This is a genomic window from Exiguobacterium sp. s83 (assembly GCF_018617095.1).
Classification (GTDB): Bacteria; Bacillota; Bacilli; order Exiguobacteriales; family Exiguobacteriaceae; genus Exiguobacterium; species Exiguobacterium profundum.
The window spans coordinates 105807-127950 of record NZ_JACSJP010000001.1 but is presented as its reverse complement, the minus strand read 5'-3'; the positions used below and the strand labels follow the sequence as shown (position 1 = coordinate 127950).

At 49.0% G+C, this 22144-nt stretch carries 22 protein-coding genes; 11 read left to right on the top strand and 11 right to left on the bottom strand.

Annotation, left to right across the window (positions count from 1 at the left end):
* Window positions 1–138: 138 nt before the first annotated feature.
* From KNO73_RS00675 to KNO73_RS00665, 3 genes are read right to left on the bottom strand one after another with little or no spacing between them, the layout of a single operon-like run.
* Complete coding sequence (locus KNO73_RS00675; protein WP_031421282.1) at window positions 139–717, bottom strand: SCO family protein; 579 nt, start codon at window positions 715–717, stop codon at window positions 139–141.
* Between the two features lie 13 nt (window positions 718–730).
* The gene (locus tag KNO73_RS00670) at window positions 731–1144 is read right to left on the bottom strand and encodes a disulfide oxidoreductase (protein WP_214684844.1); all 414 of its coding nucleotides are present in this window, start codon (window positions 1142–1144) and stop codon (window positions 731–733) included.
* Window position 1145: 1 nt separating this feature from the next.
* Window positions 1146–1805, bottom strand: a complete 660-nt coding sequence (locus tag KNO73_RS00665) for a DsbA family protein (protein WP_215111908.1) — start codon at window positions 1803–1805, stop codon at window positions 1146–1148.
* 122 nt (window positions 1806–1927) lie between these two features.
* Between KNO73_RS00665 and KNO73_RS00660 the strand changes: the two genes are divergently transcribed.
* The gene (locus KNO73_RS00660; RefSeq protein WP_214684848.1) at window positions 1928–3520 is read left to right on the top strand and encodes a diguanylate cyclase domain-containing protein; all 1593 of its coding nucleotides are present in this window, start codon (window positions 1928–1930) and stop codon (window positions 3518–3520) included.
* A gap of 46 nt (window positions 3521–3566) precedes the next feature.
* Here the strand turns inward: KNO73_RS00660 and KNO73_RS00655 are convergent, their stop codons facing one another.
* From KNO73_RS00655 to KNO73_RS00645, 3 genes are all read right to left on the bottom strand, one after another.
* Window positions 3567–4244 carry a DUF6241 domain-containing protein gene (locus KNO73_RS00655; RefSeq protein ID WP_214689300.1) on the bottom strand — a complete coding sequence of 226 codons (678 nt, stop codon included), beginning with the start codon at window positions 4242–4244 and terminating at the stop codon, window positions 3567–3569.
* Between the two features lie 138 nt (window positions 4245–4382).
* Entirely contained in the window at window positions 4383–5663 is a 1281-nt protein-coding gene (gene odhB, locus KNO73_RS00650) for a 2-oxoglutarate dehydrogenase complex dihydrolipoyllysine-residue succinyltransferase (protein WP_214731778.1), read from the bottom strand.
* Between the two features lie 18 nt (window positions 5664–5681).
* Window positions 5682–8537, bottom strand: coding sequence for a 2-oxoglutarate dehydrogenase E1 component (locus KNO73_RS00645; RefSeq protein ID WP_015881016.1), 2856 nt, complete (start codon window positions 8535–8537; stop codon window positions 5682–5684).
* 367 nt (window positions 8538–8904) lie between these two features.
* Here KNO73_RS00645 and KNO73_RS00640 point away from each other — a divergent pair, with 367 nt between their 5' ends.
* The 4 genes from KNO73_RS00640 to KNO73_RS00625 all read left to right on the top strand — a co-directional run bounded on the left by KNO73_RS00640 (window position 8905) and on the right by KNO73_RS00625 (window position 11437).
* Window positions 8905–9807, top strand: coding sequence for an ABC transporter ATP-binding protein (locus KNO73_RS00640; protein ID WP_251024808.1), 903 nt, complete (start codon window positions 8905–8907; stop codon window positions 9805–9807).
* On the top strand, window positions 9785–10522 hold the full coding sequence (locus KNO73_RS00635) for an ABC transporter permease (protein ID WP_047795575.1): 738 nt from the start codon (window positions 9785–9787) through the stop codon (window positions 10520–10522). Before KNO73_RS00640 ends, KNO73_RS00635 begins: the two co-directional genes overlap by 23 nt.
* Window positions 10523–10587: 65 nt before the next feature.
* Window positions 10588–11136, top strand: a complete 549-nt coding sequence (locus tag KNO73_RS00630; protein WP_215111907.1) for a cysteine hydrolase family protein — start codon at window positions 10588–10590, stop codon at window positions 11134–11136.
* A 100-nt stretch (window positions 11137–11236) separates the two neighbouring features.
* Window positions 11237–11437, top strand: coding sequence for a hypothetical protein (locus KNO73_RS00625; RefSeq protein ID WP_074037621.1), 201 nt, complete (start codon window positions 11237–11239; stop codon window positions 11435–11437).
* 41 nt (window positions 11438–11478) lie between these two features.
* On the opposite strand, the gene KNO73_RS00620 is transcribed toward KNO73_RS00625, so the two are convergent.
* Together KNO73_RS00620 and KNO73_RS00615 are read right to left on the bottom strand one after the other, a co-directional pair.
* Window positions 11479–12258 (bottom strand): sulfite exporter TauE/SafE family protein, encoded by a 780-nt coding sequence (locus KNO73_RS00620; protein ID WP_074037622.1) that lies wholly within the window; start codon window positions 12256–12258, stop codon window positions 11479–11481.
* Between the two features lie 33 nt (window positions 12259–12291).
* Entirely contained in the window at window positions 12292–12666 is a 375-nt protein-coding gene (locus KNO73_RS00615; protein WP_240499791.1) for a rhodanese-like domain-containing protein, read from the bottom strand.
* A 115-nt stretch (window positions 12667–12781) separates the two neighbouring features.
* Here KNO73_RS00615 and KNO73_RS00610 point away from each other — a divergent pair, with 115 nt between their 5' ends.
* The 3 genes from KNO73_RS00610 (at window position 12782) to KNO73_RS15115 (ending at window position 15695) form a co-directional block, all read left to right on the top strand.
* The gene (locus KNO73_RS00610) at window positions 12782–13078 is read left to right on the top strand and encodes a rhodanese-like domain-containing protein (protein ID WP_015881009.1); all 297 of its coding nucleotides are present in this window, start codon (window positions 12782–12784) and stop codon (window positions 13076–13078) included.
* A gap of 28 nt (window positions 13079–13106) precedes the next feature.
* On the top strand, window positions 13107–14507 hold the full coding sequence (locus KNO73_RS00605) for an MBL fold metallo-hydrolase (RefSeq protein WP_214814206.1): 1401 nt from the start codon (window positions 13107–13109) through the stop codon (window positions 14505–14507).
* A gap of 66 nt (window positions 14508–14573) precedes the next feature.
* Complete coding sequence (locus tag KNO73_RS15115) at window positions 14574–15695, top strand: TlpA family protein disulfide reductase (protein WP_214814209.1); 1122 nt, start codon at window positions 14574–14576, stop codon at window positions 15693–15695.
* A 41-nt stretch (window positions 15696–15736) separates the two neighbouring features.
* Here KNO73_RS15115 and nfsA read toward each other — a convergent pair whose 3' ends face one another.
* The gene (nfsA, locus tag KNO73_RS00595) at window positions 15737–16486 is read right to left on the bottom strand and encodes an oxygen-insensitive NADPH nitroreductase (protein ID WP_078146470.1); all 750 of its coding nucleotides are present in this window, start codon (window positions 16484–16486) and stop codon (window positions 15737–15739) included.
* 170 nt (window positions 16487–16656) lie between these two features.
* On the opposite strand from nfsA, the gene KNO73_RS00590 reads away from it, so the two are divergent.
* Together KNO73_RS00590 and tnpB are read left to right on the top strand one after the other, a co-directional pair.
* Window positions 16657–17550, top strand: coding sequence for a DNA/RNA non-specific endonuclease (locus tag KNO73_RS00590; RefSeq protein ID WP_078146469.1), 894 nt, complete (start codon window positions 16657–16659; stop codon window positions 17548–17550).
* 414 nt (window positions 17551–17964) lie between these two features.
* Entirely contained in the window at window positions 17965–19053 is a 1089-nt protein-coding gene (tnpB, locus tag KNO73_RS00585) for an IS200/IS605 family element RNA-guided endonuclease TnpB (protein WP_215111906.1), read from the top strand.
* A gap of 286 nt (window positions 19054–19339) precedes the next feature.
* Here tnpB and KNO73_RS00580 read toward each other — a convergent pair whose 3' ends face one another.
* Both KNO73_RS00580 and KNO73_RS00575 read right to left on the bottom strand, forming a co-directional pair.
* Window positions 19340–20809, bottom strand: coding sequence for a catalase (locus KNO73_RS00580; RefSeq protein WP_078146466.1), 1470 nt, complete (start codon window positions 20807–20809; stop codon window positions 19340–19342).
* Window positions 20810–20892: 83 nt separating this feature from the next.
* Window positions 20893–21489: a DUF2238 domain-containing protein gene (locus tag KNO73_RS00575; RefSeq protein ID WP_078146465.1), complete on the bottom strand. Its 597-nt coding sequence runs from the start codon at window positions 21487–21489 to the stop codon at window positions 20893–20895.
* 152 nt (window positions 21490–21641) lie between these two features.
* Between KNO73_RS00575 and KNO73_RS00570 the strand changes: the two genes are divergently transcribed.
* Window positions 21642–22055 (top strand): VOC family protein, encoded by a 414-nt coding sequence (locus tag KNO73_RS00570; protein ID WP_214685879.1) that lies wholly within the window; start codon window positions 21642–21644, stop codon window positions 22053–22055.
* Window positions 22056–22144: the final 89 nt, after the last annotated feature.

Genomic DNA, 22144 nt, shown 5'->3' with positions numbered 1-22144 from the left:
TCCGAGAAAGTATGTCGATTCGCTTATCTTTCAAAAAAAATGGCGTGCTCTTCATTGAGCATTCTGGTTATTCCATTATATCAGTTCTCTTAAACCAAAAAGACCTGCTCACCCGTGTTTGGTGGAGCAGGTCTTCGGTTAAGATTTTTGCAAGATTTTAATGTCGTTGATGATGTCTTCGGTCGGAACGTTTTGGAAACCAGGATACGCCTTGATGATCTTTCCTTCCTGGTCGACCAAATAGAAATACGTACCGTGGTCGACTTGTGTACCTTCGTCAGGCTTCCGGACGAGCGCCTTGAAGTTCTGTTGGGCAAACGTTTCAATCTCGTCTTGCGAGTAACCTGAGAGGAACTGCCAATCTGCTTTCGCAAGGTCATAGCCACTCATAAACTCTTTCATCTTCTCCGGAGTGTCCACCGTCGGGTCGACGCTGAAGGAAACGAATTGCACGTCTTCGACGCCCTCTTCTTCAAGCGCTTCATTCAGCTTTGTCATATTGTATGTCATCGGTGGACAGACGGTCTCACAGCTTGTGAAAACGAAATCCGCCATCCACACTTTCCCTTTTAAATCGTCAAGACTGACCATTTCTTCATCTTGATTCGTATATTCGAACGATTCGACTTCCCAGTTGAGCGGATCCTCAATCTCTTGACCGCATCCTGCTAGGACGATAAGCATCGTCGTCAAACCAATCATCCACCATTTCTTCACACATGCCAACTCCTTATCGCTTTTTGACGTTCCACATGAGGATCGTGATGAGCGTGAAAGCTGTCAATGCGAGGAACGGGATTGTGATGAACCCGAGCCAGTTAATGTATTGACCGCTACACGGAACTCCTTGTGCACAAGGTTGAATTTCTGCAAAACCTGGCACTTTCTGTACCAAGTAATGGTAAAGTGATACGAAACCGCCTATGATAGTAAGCGGTAACACATATTTCCGAACCGCCCGATCTTCCGTGAAGACGGCAATCCCCAAGAGGATGGTCAGCGGATACATAAAGATACGTTGAATCCAACATAGCTCACATGGCACGAACTCCCGGATCTCACTGAAGTAGAGACTGCCGAGCGTCGCCGTCAACGAGACGAGCCAAGCGAGGTATAACCCATACTTTTCGAGAAATGATTTCATCTTACAAATCCTGCTCGATCAGCTCTTGGATTTTTTCGTAATCGAACGGGTCTTCGAGCATCACACCGTTGATCATGATAGACGGCGTGAATTGGACACCGTTCTCTTTTACAAGACCATCATCCGTACTGACTTTTTCAAGCACGGTCGATTCTTCCCCAAGGTCTTGCTCAAACTTCGCCAAGTCGACCGATGTCGTCGTCTTGCTTGCGATTTCTTTCAGCTTCTCGACGGTCACCCACGCATTGTCGTGTTGTTGTGATTCCGGTTGCGCATCGTAGAGCGCCTTATGGAACTTCCAGAACGACTCAGGATCTTGCTCGTATACCGACTCGGAAGCGAGGGATGCCAAAATTGATTCTTGTCCATGGAACAAGACGTTAATATAGCTGAAGCTGACGTCTTCCTTGTCGAGATAATCCGCTTTCAGTTGCGGGTAAATCGTTTCACCCCACTGTTTACACGAAGGACACTTGTAATCTCCGAACTCGACGACGGATACTTTCGCATCCGGGTTTCCGAGTGTCGGTTGTCCTTCAATCGAGACGTGATCGCCACGCTCGGCTGTCGTCGACTCATCTTGGTTGAGTAAGACGAACACCAATGCGATTAACGCGACCGCAACGATGGTCAAGATGACCAACAATTGATTCTTTTTCATTCTCTTCACCTCTATCTATTTTGACTCGTCTTTCATTATAGCGGAAACTCTTCTTCCTATCATGATATCGACTCGTTTTTCATAATTCTCTTCAATTCAAGCTTTAGGAGGTTTATTTACGCATGATCAAGTCTTTTACGATGCGCCTCGGACTCATTTTGGCGCTCAGCATTGCCACGCTCGTCTTTTTACTGACAATCGCCCTCACTTCTCTCATCAGTCATAGGGCATCTGATTCACTCGAACAAGAAATCGGGGAACGCCTGTCGACGACATCGCATCAGTTGGCGGACAAGCTCGATTTTTATATGTGGTCACGCTATCAAGAAGTCCAACTCTTACAGGGTCTCGATTTAGAGGACCGAGATGAAACACGTCGACTCCTCGATCAAGTCCAGACGAACATCCCCGCCTTCTCATGGATGGGCGTCACGGATGCGGCCGGGACCGTCGTCGCTTCGACGAACGGGATTCTCGAGGGAGCCTCGATTGCCGAACGACCGGTTTATCTCAAAGCACAAGATGCTCCCTTTATCGGAGATGTCCACGAGGCGGTCCTCTTAGCTGAATTATTGCCCAATCCGACGGGGGAACCCCTTCAATTCGTCGATATCAGTGTCCCGCTTTTCCAGGACGGCTCGTTTCAAGGGGTACTTGCCACTCATTTAAGCTGGGCCTGGGGGAAAGAAGTACTCGAACATTTCAATCGAACGCTTCATGAACAAGTCGATGATACGGATTTATTCGTCATCAGTGAACGAGACAGTGTCGTGCTCCTCGGTCCAGACGACATGGTCGGAAAACCACTCCCTGTATCCTTTACAGAAGGCGCCTCCGTGAAAGAGTGGGATGACGGTCAAGACTATCTGACAGGCATGTCAATCGGAGAAGGATATGATGAATATCCTGGACTTGGTTGGCAGGTCGTCGTCCGTCAGCCGACGGCAGTCGCGTTTGCACCGGTCGAGACGCTTGAAACGAGAATTCTATGGATTGGTTTATTGGCCTCACTTGTGACGGCTGTACTCGGTTGGCTACTCGCTTCGATCGTGACGAGACCGTTGAAGCGAATCACCGAAACGGCTTCGCTCATGGAACAAGGGAAAGCGAACACGTTTCCCCATCAATCAGGAATCAAAGAGATTGAGTCGCTCGCGTTCGCGCTCGAATCGCTCGTCACCTCCCTTACGGAGTCAGAGTCGGAACGGGTACACTTTGAAAAACTAGCGAATCGTGACGCACTGACCGGTCTTTCAAATCGGGTCGCCCTACGTGAGCAGCTGAATCAACTACACACCTCGAAAGAACCTTACGTCTTCTTCTATCTCGACCTCGATGGCTTCAAGGCGGTGAATGATACATATGGTCATGGGGTCGGGGACGAGGTATTGGTCGAGGTCGCACAACGGTTACGGGCTCTGCCCATCGAGGAGGCCTATCCCGTTCGATTGAGCGGAGACGAGTTCTTCCTCATGTTCCCAAGGACTGAGCGTTCGACCCAACAAATTCGGGAGGTTGGAAACACACTCATCGATACAATTTCTAAACCGATTACGCTAGACATCGCATCGGTGAAAGTCGGGGCTAGTATCGGGGTGTCCATTTGGAGTCCACCGGAACCACCACACATTGCCATCGAACAAGCGGACGACGCGTTATATCGGTCAAAAGCGAACGGGAAACATCAACTTTCTTTCCATGAGTCGCTCTCATGACATCGTTTCCCCATGCAAAAAGGAGTTCATCATGAACTCCTTTTGCTTATTCTTCCGTATTCGTATTCACGTCTCCCTTCTGTTCTTCCTCTTCTGGCATCGGTTCTAAATCCAGCGTATACACGTATTCTCCCCCAAAGTTATTCAAGATGAACAACTCTTCTTCCGCACGTGTCGCCAGTCCGTTCGAGAATCCGATGGCGGCATACATTTCCTCTAACAAAACGTCCTGCTCTTTATCGATTTCATCGAAGATGGCTTGTTCCCAGCGTTCAATGATACCACCGAGTTGAAGATAGTCATCGTTTTTGATTTTATTCTTGTCACGCAACAACTCCAAATAGTCACGAACCTCTTTCAGATTGTCATGCGTCATCGGGATGGCACCCGCTTTTTCTGTCGCCAAGATTTTTTGATGGGTCATCAGATGCATCGCGTCAATAAGATTCCCTTTGTTCAGCTTTTTGGGATCATCAAAGATGAGTCCCGTCGTCTCCTGTGGATTGATGCGGCGCGTCACATTTTGACGCCGCCCGAGTGGGTCTTCTTCCTTGATGATATCAATCAATTCGAGTGCTCGCGTGTAGTCTTCTTCCGTCATCTGCTCCCGGTCAAGTTCATTTGGATTCGGTCCACTCCAATATGTATAGCCAACATAGGAAGCAATCCCGATGACGACAAGTCCCGTCAGTGCAACCCACCAAAACGCTTTTTTCCGTTTCATTCTGTCCCCACACCCTTTTCTAGCTATTCTCCATCAAGGATAACATATTTACCCAACAACAAATCCCATAAAAAGGGTTTCAATATAACCTTACAAAAAAAACACTCGCCCCTACATAGGAGCGAGTACCTTCTCGTTTTACGCTTCGAACAATAATTGTTCTGGATCTTCAATCATGTCTTTAATGTGCTTGAGGAATGTCACAGCCTCACGACCATCTACGATTCGGTGGTCATACGAGAGTGCCACGTACATCATCGGACGGTTCTCCATTGTATCCGCATCGATGGCGACTGGACGGAGTTGAATCGAGTGCATCCCAAGGATAGCGACTTGCGGTCCGTTCAAGATTGGTGTCGAGAGGAGTGAACCGAACACGCCACCGTTTGTGATCGTGAACGTACCACCTGTCAAATCACTCAACCCGAGTTTGTTGTTACGCGCTTTGTCCGCGAGGTGAAGGATATCTTTCTCGATCTCCCCGAAGTTTTTGCGGTCCGCTTCACGGACGACCGGAACGACGAGACCATCTGGAGCCGAAACGGCGATTCCGATGTCATAATATTTCTTCAAGACGATTTCGTTACCTTGGATCTCAGCGTTCAAGTAAGGCATCCGCTTGAGAGCCGCCACTGCTGCTTTCGTGAAGAATGACATGAAGCCGAGTTTGACATCGTTGTCTTTCACGAACTTCTCTTGGCGACGTTTACGAAGTGCCATGACCGCAGACATGTCGATTTCATTGAACGTCGTGAGCATCGCTGCCGTCTGTTGCACTTCAACGAGACGGTTCGCAATCGTCTGACGGCGACGTGTCATTTTGATGCGCTCTTCTTCTTTTCCATTTGCAGCTGCAGCTGGTTGTGGTGCCGAAGCTGCCGCCGCTGGTTTCTGCTCTTTCACAGCCGGTTTCTCTTCATGTCTCGATACATCATGGACGTTGATGCGCCCGATTGGATCATTCGTTTGAACGGCTGAGAGATCGATGCCTTTCTCACGAGCGAGTTTACGTGCAGCCGGTGTCGCGATTGGTCCTTTACCCGGGCTCGCCACGTGCTCTTCACGTTTCTCGACTTTCTTGCCTTCTTCAATAGACTCTGTCTTTTTCTCAGTCGGTGCTTCTGTTTTCGTTTCTGTCGCGTTTTCCGTCTTCGTCTTCGTCGCGACAGCCGTTCCGCCACCAGAACCTGAACCGAGACGTGCGATGACTTCACCGACTTGAACCGTGTCCCCTTCTCCGGCAAGTTGCTCTTCTAACACACCCGCTTCGTCAGCCGGGACTTCGATATTGACTTTATCTGTCTCGAGCTCGACGATGGCTTCACCTTTTTCGACTTGGTCGCCTGGCTGTTTGAGCCATGTCGCGACCGTTCCTTCCGTAATGGACTCTGCTAACTCCGGTACTTTGATTTCGATCACAATGAGTTCCCCCTTAACTTATTTACGATCTTTTTGATATGTGCTCGTGCCTGCACCGCTCGAGACGACGTCACGAGAGAGTGCTTCACGGATGATGCGTGCTTGTTCTTGTTTATGAGCTGTCGGATTCCCTTCAGCCGGACTCGAACGACGGCGACGACCGATATAACGGACATCGAGTCGGTTCGTTGTGACCGCTTCTAAACGAGGCTCGATATATGTCCAAGCCCCCATGTTTTTCGGTTCTTCCTGAACCCAGACGATTTCACGCGCGTTCGGATAACGGCTGATGACGTCACGAATCTCACGAACCGGGAACGGATAGATTTCTTCGACCCGGACGATATGCAAGAAGTCGAGTGACTCTTCTGACTTGCCGACCGCTTCCGCGAGGTCGATTGCCATTTTCCCTGTGCAGAAGACGAGACGTTCGACTTTCTCTGTGTTTTCCCCGAGACCTGGTTGTTCGACGATTGGTTTAAAGCTCTCTTCCGTGAACGCCTCGACTGGTGACGTGGCGAGCGGATGACGAAGCAGACTCTTCGGTGTCATGATGATCATCGGACGAATCTCTTCTTTCCCGAGCATCTCTGCTTGACGACGAAGAATATGGAAGTACTGTGCCGCAGACGAAAGGTTTGCGACTGTCCAGTTTTTCTCCCCGGCAAGTGTCAAGTAACGTTCCATACGTGCACTTGAGTGCTCCGGCCCTTGTCCTTCGTAACCGTGCGGTAAGAGCATGACGAGGCCTGACTTTTGGCCCCATTTCGCGCGTCCCGCCGAGATGAACTGGTCGAACATGACTTGTGCCGAGTTCGCGAAGTCACCGTATTGTGCTTCCCACAGGACGAGTGTATCTTGTGCGAATACGTTGTAGCCATATTCAAATCCAAGCACCGAACCTTCTGAGAGCGGGCTGTTATAGACCGAGAACGATGCTTTCGCCGTCGACAACTCATGGAGTGGCGAGAATTTCTTACCTGACTCGACATCGTTCAACATGATGTTCCGTTGGGCGAACGTTCCGCGCTCTGAATCTTGACCGCTCAAGCGGACCGGCGTACCATCTGAAAGAATTGACGCGAAGGCGAGCGTCTCCGCATGACCCCAGTCAATTTTTCCACCTTCGCTGAACGCATCACGACGACGGTCGAGTACTTTTTGAAGCTTATGGAAGACACCAAAGCCTTCCGGCCAGTTCAATAACTCTTCATTCAATTGCGTGAGGAATTCTCGTTCGACGCTCGTGTCGACTTTCGGGAATCCTTTATGGACCGCATCCGGTAACACGATGTCTGCATCCTCTTCTTCAGAAGGAACGAGATCACGTGCCGCCTTTAATGCCTCTTCGATTTTTTGTTCGATTTGCGCCTTCTCATCTTTCGTCATGACGCCTTCTTCCTCAAGTCGTGCGGCATAGACGTGACGGACAGACTGGTGTCCTTTGATGGCTTTGTAAAGGACCGGGTTCGTGTTCATCGGTTCGTCCATTTCGTTGTGACCGTATCGGCGGTACCCGATCAAGTCGACCAAGATATCTTTATGGAACTTGGCACGATACTCACTGATCAACTTCGCGACGGCAACACATGCCTCCGGATCATCCGCATTCACATGGAAGACCGGAATCTCGTAGCCTTTGGCGATATCACTTGCGTAACGCGTCGACCGTGAATCGTTCGGGTCCGTTGTGAAACCGATTGTGTTGTTGGCGATGACGTGAACCGTCCCACCTGTACGGTAACCCGTCAAGTTTGTCATGTTGAGTGTCTCCGCGACGATGCCTTGTCCTGGGAAGGCCGCATCTCCGTGGATCAAGATTGAGGCTGCCAAATCGTCGTGCTGTACAGCCGATCCTTTTTCAGAACGGTCATCTTGTGCGGCACGCGTGTATCCTTCGACGACCGACCCGACGAACTCGAGGTGACTCGGGTTGTTCGCCAAGTTGAGACGGACTTCTTTTTGCTGTTCGACCACTTTCCGGTCAAGACCGAGGTGATATTTCACATCGCCTGACCAACCGAAGTTGATGCCGATTGACCCTTCAGATGGGATCAATTCTTTGTTCGGTGCGTGCTGGAACTCCGCAAAAATCATTTCGTATGGTTTGCCGAGAACATGGGCAAGTACGTTCAAACGTCCACGGTGGGCCATCCCGATGTTGATATGTTCCGAACCGCTCGAAATGAGGCCTCCGACCATCGCATCGAGAAGTGGCACCATCGCATCCAATCCTTCGATCGAGAAGCGTTTTTGTCCGACGTATGTTTTATGAAGGAATGATTCAAACAGTTCTGTTTCAGCCAAACGTTTGAATAACTCAATTTTTTCTTCTTTCGAGAAGGTTTGCTGTAACGCCCCTTGCTCGACTTGACGGCGAATCCACTTCTTCTCTTCCATGTCATCTAAGTGACGGAGTTCGATGGCGACCGTTCCTGTATAAACGTCAAGCAAGTGACGGAATAGTTCCAAGGCGCTCGCGTTTGGTTTTGGTGCATCATCTGATAAAAGGCGGGCTGGAATTTGTTTTAAGTCTTCTTCTGTCAAATCATAGCGTGACAGTTCGAATAACTCCTGCTCGCGCGGATGGTCTTTTAGTGGATAAATATCAGCTGCTTTATGACCGAAAGCACGGATGTCGTTGATGAGCCGTGTCGCCGAAACGACCTTCTCTAAATCAAACGATGGACCCGAGACTGGAACTTCTGTCGGTGTCGACGTTTCCGGTGCCCCAAATTCGTCAAAATATCGGCGCGTTTCTTCATCGACCGATGATGGGTCTTCCAAATATTGTTCGTACAGTTCAATGATGTAGCCTAAGTTAGGACCATAAAATGCTTGCGATTTCTCGTGAACATTCGACGACTCTCCCATTGAATAAATCCCCCTTATCCATTCCTAAACGTTCAATCTGTGAACGCTTTCATTTTAACATGTAGCCCGAAGCAGTTCACCTTTCTCCTACCCTGGTGAACAAAACCAAATCTTGCCTCTTACGCTCAACTTCATACTACACCTTTCGTCGCAGAAAGACCCTTACAAATTCACAATTCGTCCATACTATTTCAATAAGTTTTGCTTATCGATAAATTGTGTCTTGATGTATTTGTTTCAACAATTTCAAAAAAAGATGAAACCTTATTTCAAACAGCCCCGTAATAGGGAGTGTAGGCATTACACTATTACTCTTAACAGAAAGCTAGGTGACCACATGTTATCCGTACAAAATGTCCATAAAAAGATGGGAAAAGCAACGGTATTGACAAATGTCAGTTTTGACGTTGTTCCAGGAGAAATTTTCGGATTCCTCGGACCAAACGGCGCCGGGAAGACGACAACTATTCGAATCATCACAGGTCTCATGCCTGCGACGCACGGGACCGTGACAGTCGATGGGTATGACGTGGCGAACAACCGCCAAGAAGCGCTCAGCCGAATCGGGGCCATCGTCGAGAATCCTGCATTCTATCCGTACATGACGGGCCGGGAAAACTTGATTCATGCGATGAACTTGATTCCGAACTTGAAAAAAGTCGACTTGAATGCACTCGGTGCCCTCGTCGGACTCGACGGAAAGCTCGATATGAAAGTCAAACAGTACTCACTCGGGATGAAACAGCGCCTCGGGATTGCCCGTGCCTTGTTGCATAACCCAAAAGTGCTCATCTTAGACGAGCCTACGAACGGTCTTGACCCAGCCGGGATCGCCGACCTTCGGAATTACTTACGCCACCTTGCGGACCACCGCGGAATCGCCATCCTTATCTCGAGCCATTTATTGAGCGAGATGGAATTGATCACCGACCGTTTCGCAATCATTGACCAAGGACAAATCAAGTCAGTGGAAGACGGACAGACGAAGGCTGACAGCGTCATCCTCTGTAAAGTTGCCAAGGAGCAGATGAACGAGGCGCTTGACGTCGCAGCACTCGCCTTCGATGATGTGAAAATCGTCCAGCAGTCTGCCGAGTCGTTTATCGTACCGCGTCAAGAGACAGACATTCCGGTCTTACTGAAACAATTAATCGAGCGCGATATCGCCGTCTATCAAATTGGCATGAAACACGAGTCACTCGAAGAACAATTCTTGAAATTGACGAAAAAAGAAGGAGGTACGAACAATGCGTTCATTACTCAGCAATGAATGGATGAAATGGCGTCGTACGATTAAACCATACGTCGCCCTAGGCGTGTATACAGCAATCATCCTCATCGTATACGCTGTATTGGCCAGTGGTGAAGGTACACCAGAAGCGGCATCATTCTTTGAATTTTCAACGATGGGTGCCATCGCTTTCTTGAGTATTTTTACGATTGTCTTTACGGCCGAGATGGTCGGGAACGAATTGAAATTTGATACGTTGAAACACTTGTTGATGAGCCCGTACTCTCGCGACCGCATCTTATTGTCGAAGCTCGTCATGGCCGTCCTCGTCATGTTGCTCCAATTCGTCTTTATCTTGGTCGTCGCGTTCGGGTTCTCACTCACGTTAGACGGCTCTGTCACATGGGATGTCGTCCGTCCGATCCTCATCAGTGTGAGCGGACCGATCTTCATCATCTTCTTGACGCTCATGTTCTCGGTCGTCTTCAAGTCGGTCGGCGTCGTCATCGGTTTCACGGTACTCGCAAACTTCGCCTCAAGTATCATCGGCGGTCTTCTCGTCGCTTGGAAACCTGAGCTTGCGAAATGGATTGTCTTCTTGCATACAGACCTTTCCATCTATGACGTCAACCCAGAGTTTATGAAAGCGATGGACGCTACGATGGGCTTCTCGATTTTCTATGTCGCCCTTCATATCATCGCCTTCTATCTCATCACGGCATTTATGTTCCGCAGTAAAACGTTCGCTGAATAAGCATACTTCAAATGAAAAAGTGGTACCTCTTTGCTATAGGCGTTTTATAGTGAGGAGGTATTTCTATGTCTAAGACAGCATTACTCATTATTGATATGTTCAATGATTTTGATTTTGATGGTGGCGACATGCTACGTACGCATACACAAGTGATTGTTGATCCGATTCTCAAGTTAAAAAAACATTTTAAAGAGACGGACTTGCCCGTCATTTATTGTAATGATAACTTCGGACAATGGAAAGATAGCACGGAAGACATCATTGAGTATGTAAAGGCTTCTAAGGGTGAACATATTGCCTCGCAAATCGAACCGGAAGATGAAGAGTATTTTATTATAAAACCAAGGCACTCCACTTTCTTTGGAACTCAGTTAGATATTTTACTTCGTCAGTTAAACGTGACGAAATTGATTTTAACCGGAGTCGCGACGGATATTTGTATCCTCTTTTCTGCCAATGATGCATATATGCGTGACTATGATATATATGTACCTCGTGATTGTGTGGCGGCAGAAACATCAAAACGTCACGAAAGTGCCTTGACGATTATCGATGAAGCACTGGGAATTGAAATATCTCCTGTGTCTGAATATATGAGTCACATTCAAAAGTGATTTATAGTAATCATCGCGGTCACAAAATCCTAACATTTAGAACGTTTTGAAGCTCTTCTTCTAAGCTATTCTTAAGTTATAACGGTCAGTAAAGGGTGTGATGTTTTTGTACCTAACAATCGGATTAGCCTTGCTCGTCTGTTTGATTGCAATGATTTTCACTATTATGGTCGGGCTCGGGAAAGACCGCTCCACGTACAGTCAAAAGAAGAGCTGGTCGATGGTATCTTGGCTCTACATCATCTTGCTCCCTGTCTCGTTCATCGGACTCGGACTCCTCTACTATTTCATTACGAAATAACACAAAAATCACGATGCCAGCATATAGGCATCGTGATTTTTTTATGCAATCAAGTCACTCCAGATTTTGATGGTACTCGCCAAGATGAGTAGCGCTAAAATCCATTGGAGTGCTTTTGTATTCATATTCTTCCCGACATTCGCCCCGATTGGAGCGGCAATCAGGCTCGCGATAATCATAATGATGGCCGGACCCCAGACAATTTGATCGGTGATGATTTTACCGAACGTCGAGCCAATCGACGAGATGAAGGTGATGGCGAGAGAACTCGCAATCGCCATCTTCGTCGGGATGCGTAAGACGACAAGCATGATCGGCATGAGAATGAACGCCCCCGCTGCCCCGACGATTCCTGCGGCGATTCCTACAATGAAGGCAGAGCTTGCTGCGATCACTTTGTTGAACCGGACTTGGTCGAGTGGCATATCGTCCACTTGTGGCTTCGGCAAGAACATCATGATTGTGGCAATCGTTGCGAGTACGGCATAGACGACATTGATCATCACTTCCGAAAGAATCGTCGATCCGTATCCACCGATGAAGCTACCAATTAATACCGACACCCCCATGTAAAGAATCAACTGCTTGTTTAAGTATCCACCTTTACGATAAGCATAAATCCCGCCGATTGTCGCAAAGAACACTTGAATCGCACTGATTCCGGATACTTCATGCGCGCTGAAAGCCGCGAACCCTAGAATCGGTGGAATGTATAGCAACATCGGATACTTGATGATCGATCCACCAATCCCGACCATCCCAGAAATGAACGACCCGATAAATCCAATTAGAAAGATTGTAATGATAAACCCGAACTCCATATAGACTCCTCCATTTGCTCTCGTCTTCTCTACTTATTCAATCGATTCCCAGGCCATCATCCCGCCTGATACGTCATAGATTTCCGTATAGCCGGCATCCTGTAATTGACTAGCAGCCTGGGCACTTCGGTTACCGCTCCGACAGATCACATAGATTGGTTCGTCTTTCGGATAAGGCAGTTGATTTGCATCTAATGAAGAAAGTGATGCGTTCACCGCCCCTTCGATATGCCCCCCCTCGTATTCAGACGATTCTCGTACGTCAAGGAGTGTTATTTCTTCGTTTTCCAATTTGTTTTGTAGAGTTTTAACGTCAATTCTCGTAATTTCATCCTTTTCTGATGTGATTACAAAGATAAAAATCGCCATTAAAGCCAAAACTCCGACAAATAAGGAAATTCTCTTCATGTTTTACCCTCCAATTCTTTTCACTTGCGCTCATTATACCTTAGGGGGTATATTAAAGCCAACGAAACATTCTCGTTGCCAAAAACCTTAACCATGAAAAGGAGATCACAGACTCATGAAGACGATTACGACTACTGAATTAGAAGCGTTACTTCAAGCAGACGACTCACTCAACCTCATCGATGTGCGAGAGGTAGACGAATATGCTGGAGGTCACATCAAACAAGCGAAGAACGTACCACTTTCTGAATTCGGGGCAAAAGTCGATGAGCTCGATCGCTCTAAACCGATTCACGTCATTTGCGCAGCCGGCGGACGCAGCATGAACGCATCTGCCTATCTCGATTCACTCGGATTCGATGTCACGAACGTCGACGGTGGGATGATGAGCTGGCAAGGCGAAGTCGAATAAACGATTACATCCATAGGGGGAAATTGATATGCTATTACGTTATTTTTATGATGAAAAATTAGCACAAGCTTCATATATGGTCGGTTGCCAAATGACGGGAGAAGCCATCGTCATCGACCCGGCCCGTAACATCGAACCTTATCTTCAAGAAGCGAAAAAAGAAGGTATGAACATCGTCGCAACGGCAGAGACGCATATCCATGCGGACTTTGTATCGGGATCACTCGAACTCGCGAAGCGCACAGGTTCGAAAGCCTACCTATCAGACGAAGGTGATGCTTCTTGGAAGTATGCATTCGCGAAAGAAATTGACGCACAGCTCGTCAAAGAAGGCGACACGTTCAAAATCGGAAACGTGACACTTGAAGTCATGCACACACCGGGTCACACACCGGAACATATCTCGTTCCTCCTTTATGACCGGAACCAGACACAACCGATGGGGATCTTCACAGGAGACTTCGTCTTCGTCGGGGATATCGGTCGCCCTGACCTTCTCGAAGAAGCGGCCGGTGTGAAAGGAACGACGGCAATCGGCGCGGAACAAATGTTTGATTCACTCAAAAAGTTCATGGCGCTTCCTGACTTCGTTCAAGTCTGGCCAGGACACGGTGCAGGTAGTGCTTGCGGGAAAGCGCTCGGCGCGATTCCAACATCGACGGTCGGTTACGAGAAAGCGACGAACTGGGCGCTTCAAATGACGGATAAAGATGCCTTCATCAAAGAGTTGACGACGAATCAACCCGAACCACCGAACTACTTTGCCATGATGAAAAAAGTGAACAAAGAAGGTATCCAAGTGACGACGGAAGTCGCTCGTCCTGAAGTCATCGGGTCGGACCGTCTCGATACACTCGTCGAAGAGACGCAAGTCGTCGACACGCGTAAAGGAGAAGACTTTGCGAACGGACACGTACCAGGGACAATCAACATCCCGTACAACAACAAGTTCGTCTCGTGGGCTGGCTGGCTCGTCAACTTCGACAAAGACATCACACTTATCGCAAGTGCGGATGACGTCGATCAAGTGCAGACCGACCTTCAATCAATCGGTCTCGATCGCCTTCGCTTCATCGTCCCAGTCGAAGAGCTCGACGCATCACTTTTGACGGAAACGTATACGGACGTGACGGCAGAAGAAGCAATCGAAGCTGCTGAAAAAGGTGACGTCTTCGTCCTCGACGTTCGAAACGCGACAGAATGGAACGCGAGCCATTACGAAAAGGCAGAGCGCATCTTGCTCGGTAAGCTCGCAAGTGACCACGAAGGTCTTCCGACAGACCAAACGATTGCGGTGCATTGTGCGTCAGGCGTCCGCTCACGCATGGCGGCAAGTGTCCTTCAATCGCTCGGCTACAAAGATATCCACAATATCCTCGGTGGCTATGGCGCGATGAAAACTGTCTTGAACGCTCAACAAATCAAGTAATGCTATACTGACTATGAATATGGCGCCCGCTTCGAGAGGGGCGCCTTTTGTTTAGGAGGGAAAGACGTGGTCGCCATCGGTCCACTCAACATTCGTTTCGATTTACTCATCTTTTTACTAAGCCTTGCCGTCCTTTACGGCATCTTCCGCTTTCTCGGGTTGTCGAATAAACAGCGTGAAGCCGTCATCGGGACATGGTTCTATGGTTTTCTTGCCTGGAAAGGAAGTGCCATCGTCATCGGTCTGTTGACGACACGTGACCTATCGCTCGCTCTTTACGCCACAGGAGGCGTATGGTCTCAATGGATTGCAGCTGCTGTCGTCCTTTGGTTCGTCTATCGACTCGACCGGAACCTTTTAGGGTATTGGGTGCTGAGCGGACTCCTCATTTGGTTCGGAATGACACTCGCGGTTCCAGTATACGGGACGATTTTGAACCTTTCCGACCAGCCGATTCATCTATGGAGCGCCATGCTCATTTTTCTGCTACTCGGAACGACGTGGCGCTGGATGCATGAACCGACTCGTGGAAACATTCTTTGGACAGTATGCGGTGCATCCGGCATCTGGCTATTTAAGTCATATGCGGTCGGACAGATTCAATGGTGGATAATTGTCATCGCCCTCGTTCTCTTCGGATTGACGGTCTATCTCGCCCGCCCTTCAAAGAAAGTGATTCAAATTAGTGTCGGAGTCCTGGTCGTTCTCGCGGTCGTGAATGCTGTCCTGCCAGAGAAAGCGACACAATCTGTCACGACAGAGACGGCGTCAACCGGTTTGAACATCGGGCAAATTCCCCCTTCGTTCGAATTACAGCGAACTGATGGGAGTACATTCGACTTAACTTCACTAAGTGGTCAGCGCGTCGTCGTCAACTTTTGGGCGTCCTGGTGCCCGCCTTGTCGGGCGGAGATGCCGGATATGGCGGCGTTCGCGAAAGAGCGAGATGACGTGACCATCGTCGCCGTCAACACGACGACGAGTGAACGCGACCCCGCCGATGCCGTCTCGTTCGTCGAACCGTATGAAGACGCATTTACCGTCGTCTATGACCGTGACGGCCAAGTTGGAGATGCGTATCGGATTCAGGCGATGCCGACGACGTATGTGCTCGATGAATCGGGTGTGATCATCGCGAAGCAATTTGGTGCCATCGACAAGAATTGGCTCGACGCCCAATTGAATTGAACATGACAAAACCGCCGACAAAGAGTTGTCGGCGGTTTATCTTATTGCTTCAAATAGCCTTGTGCTTTCAAAAAGTCTTTGACGTCAAGCCGTGTCGATTTCGACAACATGCGCCCCATTTGACCAGTCCACGTATCTTTACGCGGGTTCGAGCCACGGACCATATAGTAATCGTGGATCAACGCATCGTAATCGGAAAGGGACTGCTTCATCCGTTCTGGATTCGCTTCATACATATTTTCATGGTAGACATGTTGGAACGGTAAGCGTGGTTTTTGATCCTCGACTGAGGCCGGTACACCGACGGCCATCCCGAAGAGCGGAATGACCCGTTCCGGCAATACGAGCACTTCTTTCACCGCAAAGAGGTCGTTCCGAATGCCACCGATATAACAAATTCCGAGCCCCATCGACTCTGCCGCCACTGCTGCATTTTGAGAGGCAAGTGCAGCGTCGATCACCGCGACAAGCAACTTTTCATCAGTCTCAAGTGTTGAGGACACTTCTGTTTCTTGCAGTTCACCAATCACTTCATGGCGGTGCAAATCCGCACAAAAAACGAAGAAGTGACCGTTCTCGACGACATAGGACTGGTTGCCCGCAATCTCGGCAAGTCGTTTCTTCTTCGCTTCATCGGTCACCCCGATGATGGAGTAGGCTTGGATAAAGCTAGACGTCGATGCCCGTTGTGCGCTCTCGACGATGGTCTGGATTTGTTTGTCTGTCAATTTCTCGTCCGTAAAATCGCGGACGGAACGGTGGTTCAATAAAGTCTCAATCACTTCGTTCATACGTTCTTCCCCCTTTTTTTCAATCTTGGCATAAGCTCTCTGAATCCACAAATGAGAGGAATCCATCGAGCACATTTTGAGGGAGGACGCTCACATCTCGTCTTCTTATGCTATCATTATAAGCTACATAGTAAATACGACAGTGTAACTTCGAATAAGGAGCGAGATAGATGAAAAGAATACCATTTTACATTCCATTTCTGCTTGGGGTGCTGCTCCTCTCCGGTTGTACGGATGCCGATGTGAGCGTCCCGACATCGACGTCAACTGAGCAAACAGTTGAAGAGGAACCTGTACAAGAGGAACAAACCACCGAGATCCCTGAATCTGAAGGCGATCTTTTTGAAGGCTATACGAAGATCGAGGTCGATGGCGGCGATCAGTCCGGCACACGTGAAGCGAATGTCGTCGTCGATATCGGCTTCGGCGATCGTGAGTATTGGGCGTTCACGAACGAACATGGTCAACTGGTTCGTGTGATTGCCGACGAAATCACGCTTCAAGACGATGAAACCGAAGACGTTAATTCTTCAGGACGCTATTATGCAGACGAGGCAAAAGTTCCGGGTGTCGAAGACCCGAACCTCGACGAAGGCCATATCATCGCCGATTCACTTGGCGGTGTCTCGAACGCCTATAACATCACGCCACAAAACAGCGCACTCAACCGTTACGGCGACCAGGCATTCATGGAAGATGTCATCCGGAAGGCTGGCGGGGCGAAAGACTTCGAAGCCATCATCACCTATCCGAACACGACGACTCAGATTCCTTCCCGCTACCAATACACGTATACCGTACGGGGCAATACGGTCACCGATACGTATGATAACGTGGATCCGGAGGAAGTGAACGAATCGCTCGGATTGACGGATGATTCCCCTCCTGCAGTGACGACGGAGCCGGTCGAGGAACGTGAATTATCCGATATCGACCTTGACGGAAATGGACAAGTGACGATCAAAGAAGCCAAAAATGCCGGATTCGAGATGCCGATTACGCGTGACCATTGGTTGTACCAGTATATGGACGACCGAGACGGTGACGGGATGGTCGGGGAATAACTATTAGGAGAGATGATATGCATAAAATTGGATTTATAGGTGTTTTCTTTACTTTGTTCTCGCTTTTTTTGATAGAGGTTATATCGTATAGCAACGGGATAACAGAAGCGCCAAATCCTTTACTAGAACGTACACTTGTTTATATTGTTCTAATGGGACTTCTATCTGGTGTCTTGATTCTCATTGACTCTATTATTTATTTTAACAAAAGTAGGCGATAATTCTCCCTCCTCTAAGCGTCTCGGGGCGTAGCCCAGCGTAGGTGGGAGATGAATCGTCCGGTCCAAACATCTTTTCCCCTTGTGACAGATAGGACGAACAAAAGTTCGTGATTCCGTCAGATTTTCCATCCCCCTTCGCGGGTATCGGATGAGGAAGATACATCACGATCTGCTGGAGGGAGGAGGGACGGACATGCTGAAAGGCTACAAATACAGGCTCCACCCGACGCCGGCACAGGCCGAGTTCCTCATCAAGACGATTGGCTGCGCCCGGTTCATCTACAACAAGCTGCTCGAGGACCGCATCGCCATCCGCGAGGAGGCGAAGGCGGGGGACGGGACGAGACGGAAACCGGCGACACCCGCATCCTACAAGCCCCTGTTCCCGTTCCTCGCCGAGGCGGACAGCCTCGCGCTCGCGAACGCGAAGCTGAACCTCGACACCGCGTTCGCGAAGTTCTTCGCCGGGACGGGCGGCTTCCCGGCCTTCAAATCGAGATGGCGGTCGCGCGCTTCCTACATGACGAACAACCAACATGGCACGATCCGCATCGAGGCGGGCAAGGTTCGGCTGCCGAAGGCCGGGTTCGTGCGGTTCACCCAACATCGTCCGTTCGAGGGCGTCATCCGGTCGGCGACTGTGTCGATGACCAAGACAGGCAAGTTCTTTGTCTCCCTGCTCGTCGAACAGGACGATGAACCATGGATCCCAGCCGAGAACAAGGTCGGGATCGATCTCGGTCTAAAACACTTCGCCGTCATGACGAACGATGCGATGGTCTCGGAGAAGATCGACAACCCTCGCTTTCTCCGACAATCCGAAGCGAAGGTCAAGAAGGCACAGCGGGCGCTGTCGCGAAAGAAGATTGGGAGCAAGAATCGTGAAAAAGCCAAATTACTTTTAGCTAAAAAACACGAAAAGATTGCCAACCAACGCAAAGATTTCCTTCACAAACTGTCGAAACGAATCGTTGACGAGAACCAAGTCATCGTCGTGGAGACATTGACATCGAAGGACATGATGAAGAACCACAAGGTCGCGAAGTCCATCGGGGATGTCAGTTGGCACGAGTTCGTCCGGCAACTCGAATACAAATGCAAGTTCTACGGACGGACGCTCATCAAGGCCGACCAATGGTTCGCATCGACGCAAATCTGTTCCACTTGCGGAGTAAAGGGCGAGAAGAAAGCGATGGATGTCCGTGAATGGACGTGTGCCTGTGGCGCGCATCATGACCGTGACATCAACGCGAGCATCAACCTGTTGATGTTGGCCGACTGACAACCATTCAGGGCAGGGACTGCCCGACGAGCTTGGTCCATAACCGTGGCTGGTAAGAGCACGGTCTTCCCAAGAAGCTCCCACTTCAATTTGCGAAGCAAATAAGTGGTGAGTAGTTCACAAGACGCTAAATACAAATAAGTGTAGCTCATGGCTAGTCATTTGGCTGAATGTGTTTATGGTAACTGCATTCTACAGATGATTGTCGCCATGGGCTTTTTTGTGTTCACTTTGATATTTCCTTTCATCATACAAAAAACCGCGGTGTAAGACCGCGGTTACGTGTTTAGTTCGACATTTGATTCAAAAATGGTGCGAGATCGATGTTCAACTCTTTCGAGAGACGCTCTCCGAGTTCACGGTCCGCACGATAGAAGTTGCAGATCAAGAGGAGAACGGTCTTCTCGTGACGAACTTTTTTGATATGCGCCACGAGGTTACGAACGAGCGCATCCTTCTCTTCCTGAGAATAGCGACGATACACCTCTCCGGCTTGTCCGAAGTCGTTCGTCTTCTCAATCTTCTGACGACCCGTCACGCCTGTGATCGGTTGCGGCGTCTCGATATAGTCCGCATTTGGCTTCGGCGCGTCTTCGTAACGGTTCGGCTCGTAGTTGACCGGACTCGTCTGTTGCTTGAACGGCATCGCCCCGTCACGCTGGTTGTTCGCGACTTGAGCGAATGGGCAGTTGATTGGGAGTTGGAGATAGTTCGGTCCGATGCGGTAACGCTGCGTATCCGAATACGAGAAGAGTCGTCCTTGGAGCATCTTGTCTTCTGACGGCTGGATCCCTGGTACGAGGACGCCTGGGTTGAAACCGACAGACTCAGTCTCGGCGAAGAAGTTGTCGACATTTTTGTTGAGGGTCATCGTTCCGACCAATTGATACGGGATGACATCTTCGAACCAATCTTTCGTCGCATCGAGCGGGTCGAAGTCAAAGTTGTCCATATCCGCTGGGTCGAGAATCTGTACATATAGATCCCATTCCGGATAGTCTCCATTTTCAATGGCGTTGAACAGATCACGTGTCGCATGGTTGAAGTCTTCTGCTTGGATTTTCGCCGCTTCTTCCATCGACAAGTTTTGAATTCCTTGCTTCGGTACCCAGCGCATCTTTATGTACACCGTGTTGCCGAATTCATTCACCCACTTGAAGGAATGGACGGATGACCCGCGCATGTGGCGATACGATGCCGGAATGCCTTCGTCACTAAAGAGATGCACGAGCATGTTCGTTGATTCAGGTGTGAGCGACATGAAGTCGAAGAAGCGGTCCGGGTCTTGAAGGTTCGTTTGTGGGTCCGGCTTGAGCGAGTGAATCACGTCCGGGAATTTAATCGCGTCACGGATGAAGAAGACCGGTAAGTTGTTTCCGACGAAATCATAGTTCCCTTCTTCTGTGTAAAACTTGACGGCGAAACCGCGTGGGTCACGAAGCGTCTCAGGTGAACCTAATCCGTGGATGACGGTCGAGAAGCGCGCAAACACAGGCGTCTCTTGCCCTTCTTCTTGCAAGAATGCGGCTTTCGTATAGCGTTTCATACTATTTTTTACAGTGAAGACACCATGCGCCCCTGCGCCTCTCGCGTGAACGACACGTTCTGGTACTCGTTCACGATCGAAATGCGCTAATTTCTCAATTAGTTGGTAGTCTTCGAGAAGCGTCGGGCCCCGACGACCCGCAGTGATGGAGTTGGCGTTATCCCCGATTGGTACGCCTTGGTTAGTAGTTAGTTGACGGTGTTGATCCATATGATTGCCTCCCATTATTTATAATCATTACAATCTTGATATTAATTAAAGATTAGAATGATTACAAATAAAAAGCTCGTGAATCACGAACTTTTTTTCATATGTCTCTTTTGTTTGGATTTTTCACGTTGATGGAGCGTCACGACGAAAAATGCTGCCAAGATACCGCCTAGGGACCCCGCGATGATGTCGACCATCGTATCGTCATTCCCGTTCCCTTGCATCGTCGTGTTCAGGACGACGTCAGATGTGAATTCATACATTTCCCAAAGTGCCGCCCCAGCCATGGAAAAGACGACAATGTATACGAACAAAAATCGTTTCGGGATCTCGGTCCGAATGTCATCATCGAGCCTACTGAAGAAGTCGAATCCAAGGAATGCGAGAAAAATTCCGCTTAAGAGATGAAGGAACGTGTCCCACCAACCATTCCCGTATAGTCCGACAATCGAGCCTAAATACTGGGAGGCAAACAAGAACAGGATATACGCCACCTTCATCTTGCCGTCAAGTTCTGTTTTAAACGTCTTTTCAATGAAGAACGGGATGAGCCCGGAAATGATTCCGGCCCCCGCCACACTCGCATCGAACCATAATTCTTCAATGATAGATGTGACGAGTATGATTGCCATGAACAAGACGAATCCAAATTCGAGGATACGTCCTTTCGTGAGCTTCATAATACTTCGCCTTCTTTCTAGTTTGTTCTCTATATGCTCTATTCCCAACTCTCAATCATGTTCAACCACACAATTGAATTTAGTTGGACTCTCTTGCCATTCACGAACATACGTTCTATAATTAATATTATGAATTCGAGGTGGAACTTGCTATGCCGATCAATCCGTATCTCAACTTTAATGGGAATTGTCGAGACGCCGTGAACTTCTATGCCGATGTGTTCAATCACGCCGCTCCAGACATCATGACGTTCGGTGACCAACCTGGTCCAGACGGTCAACCGGTGCCGAGTGAAATGGCTAATCTCGTGCTGCATACCCGACTATCGATTCACGGCTCATCGCTCATGTTTTCTGATGCGATGCCTGACGGACCGGTCACATTCGGTGACAATGTCACGCTCGCTGTCGTCACAGACGACCTCGAGGCCATCCATCGTGAGTTCGAGGCGCTCTCTGTGAACGGACGTGTCTTGATGCCGCTTCAAGAGACGTTTTGGAGCAAGGCGTACGGCATGCTCGAAGACCAGTTCGGCGTCCAGTGGCAGTTCAGCCACGAAGCATGATCATCCAAAAGATCTTATTCACATTCTCTTATGATGAGGTCTTTTATTCTTTTCAAGATTAGCTTCCCCACAGAGAATACTTTCAAGGA

Coding starts and splice junctions, on each gene's coding strand:
- KNO73_RS00670 (WP_214684844.1), bottom strand. CDS start 1,144: ATGAAATCATTTCTCGAAAAGTATGGGTTATACCTCGCTTGGCTCGTC.
- KNO73_RS00665 (WP_215111908.1), bottom strand. CDS start 1,805: ATGAAAAAGAATCAATTGTTGGTCATCTTGACCATCGTTGCGGTCGCG.
- KNO73_RS00660 (WP_214684848.1), top strand. CDS start 1,928: ATGATCAAGTCTTTTACGATGCGCCTCGGACTCATTTTGGCGCTCAGC.
- KNO73_RS00655 (WP_214689300.1), bottom strand. CDS start 4,244: ATGAAACGGAAAAAAGCGTTTTGGTGGGTTGCACTGACGGGACTTGTC.
- KNO73_RS00645 (WP_015881016.1), bottom strand. CDS start 8,537: ATGGGAGAGTCGTCGAATGTTCACGAGAAATCGCAAGCATTTTATGGT.
- KNO73_RS00640 (WP_251024808.1), top strand. CDS start 8,905: ATGGGAAAAGCAACGGTATTGACAAATGTCAGTTTTGACGTTGTTCCA.
- KNO73_RS00635 (WP_047795575.1), top strand. CDS start 9,785: ATGCGTTCATTACTCAGCAATGAATGGATGAAATGGCGTCGTACGATT.
- KNO73_RS00630 (WP_215111907.1), top strand. CDS start 10,588: ATGTCTAAGACAGCATTACTCATTATTGATATGTTCAATGATTTTGAT.
- KNO73_RS00625 (WP_074037621.1), top strand. CDS start 11,237: ATGTTTTTGTACCTAACAATCGGATTAGCCTTGCTCGTCTGTTTGATT.
- KNO73_RS00620 (WP_074037622.1), bottom strand. CDS start 12,258: ATGGAGTTCGGGTTTATCATTACAATCTTTCTAATTGGATTTATCGGG.
- KNO73_RS00615 (WP_240499791.1), bottom strand. CDS start 12,666: ATGAAGAGAATTTCCTTATTTGTCGGAGTTTTGGCTTTAATGGCGATT.
- KNO73_RS00610 (WP_015881009.1), top strand. CDS start 12,782: ATGAAGACGATTACGACTACTGAATTAGAAGCGTTACTTCAAGCAGAC.
- KNO73_RS00605 (WP_214814206.1), top strand. CDS start 13,107: ATGCTATTACGTTATTTTTATGATGAAAAATTAGCACAAGCTTCATAT.
- nfsA (WP_078146470.1), bottom strand. CDS start 16,486: ATGAACGAAGTGATTGAGACTTTATTGAACCACCGTTCCGTCCGCGAT.
- KNO73_RS00590 (WP_078146469.1), top strand. CDS start 16,657: ATGAAAAGAATACCATTTTACATTCCATTTCTGCTTGGGGTGCTGCTC.
- tnpB (WP_215111906.1), top strand. CDS start 17,965: ATGCTGAAAGGCTACAAATACAGGCTCCACCCGACGCCGGCACAGGCC.
- KNO73_RS00580 (WP_078146466.1), bottom strand. CDS start 20,809: ATGGATCAACACCGTCAACTAACTACTAACCAAGGCGTACCAATCGGG.
- KNO73_RS00575 (WP_078146465.1), bottom strand. CDS start 21,489: ATGAAGCTCACGAAAGGACGTATCCTCGAATTTGGATTCGTCTTGTTC.
- KNO73_RS00570 (WP_214685879.1), top strand. CDS start 21,642: ATGCCGATCAATCCGTATCTCAACTTTAATGGGAATTGTCGAGACGCC.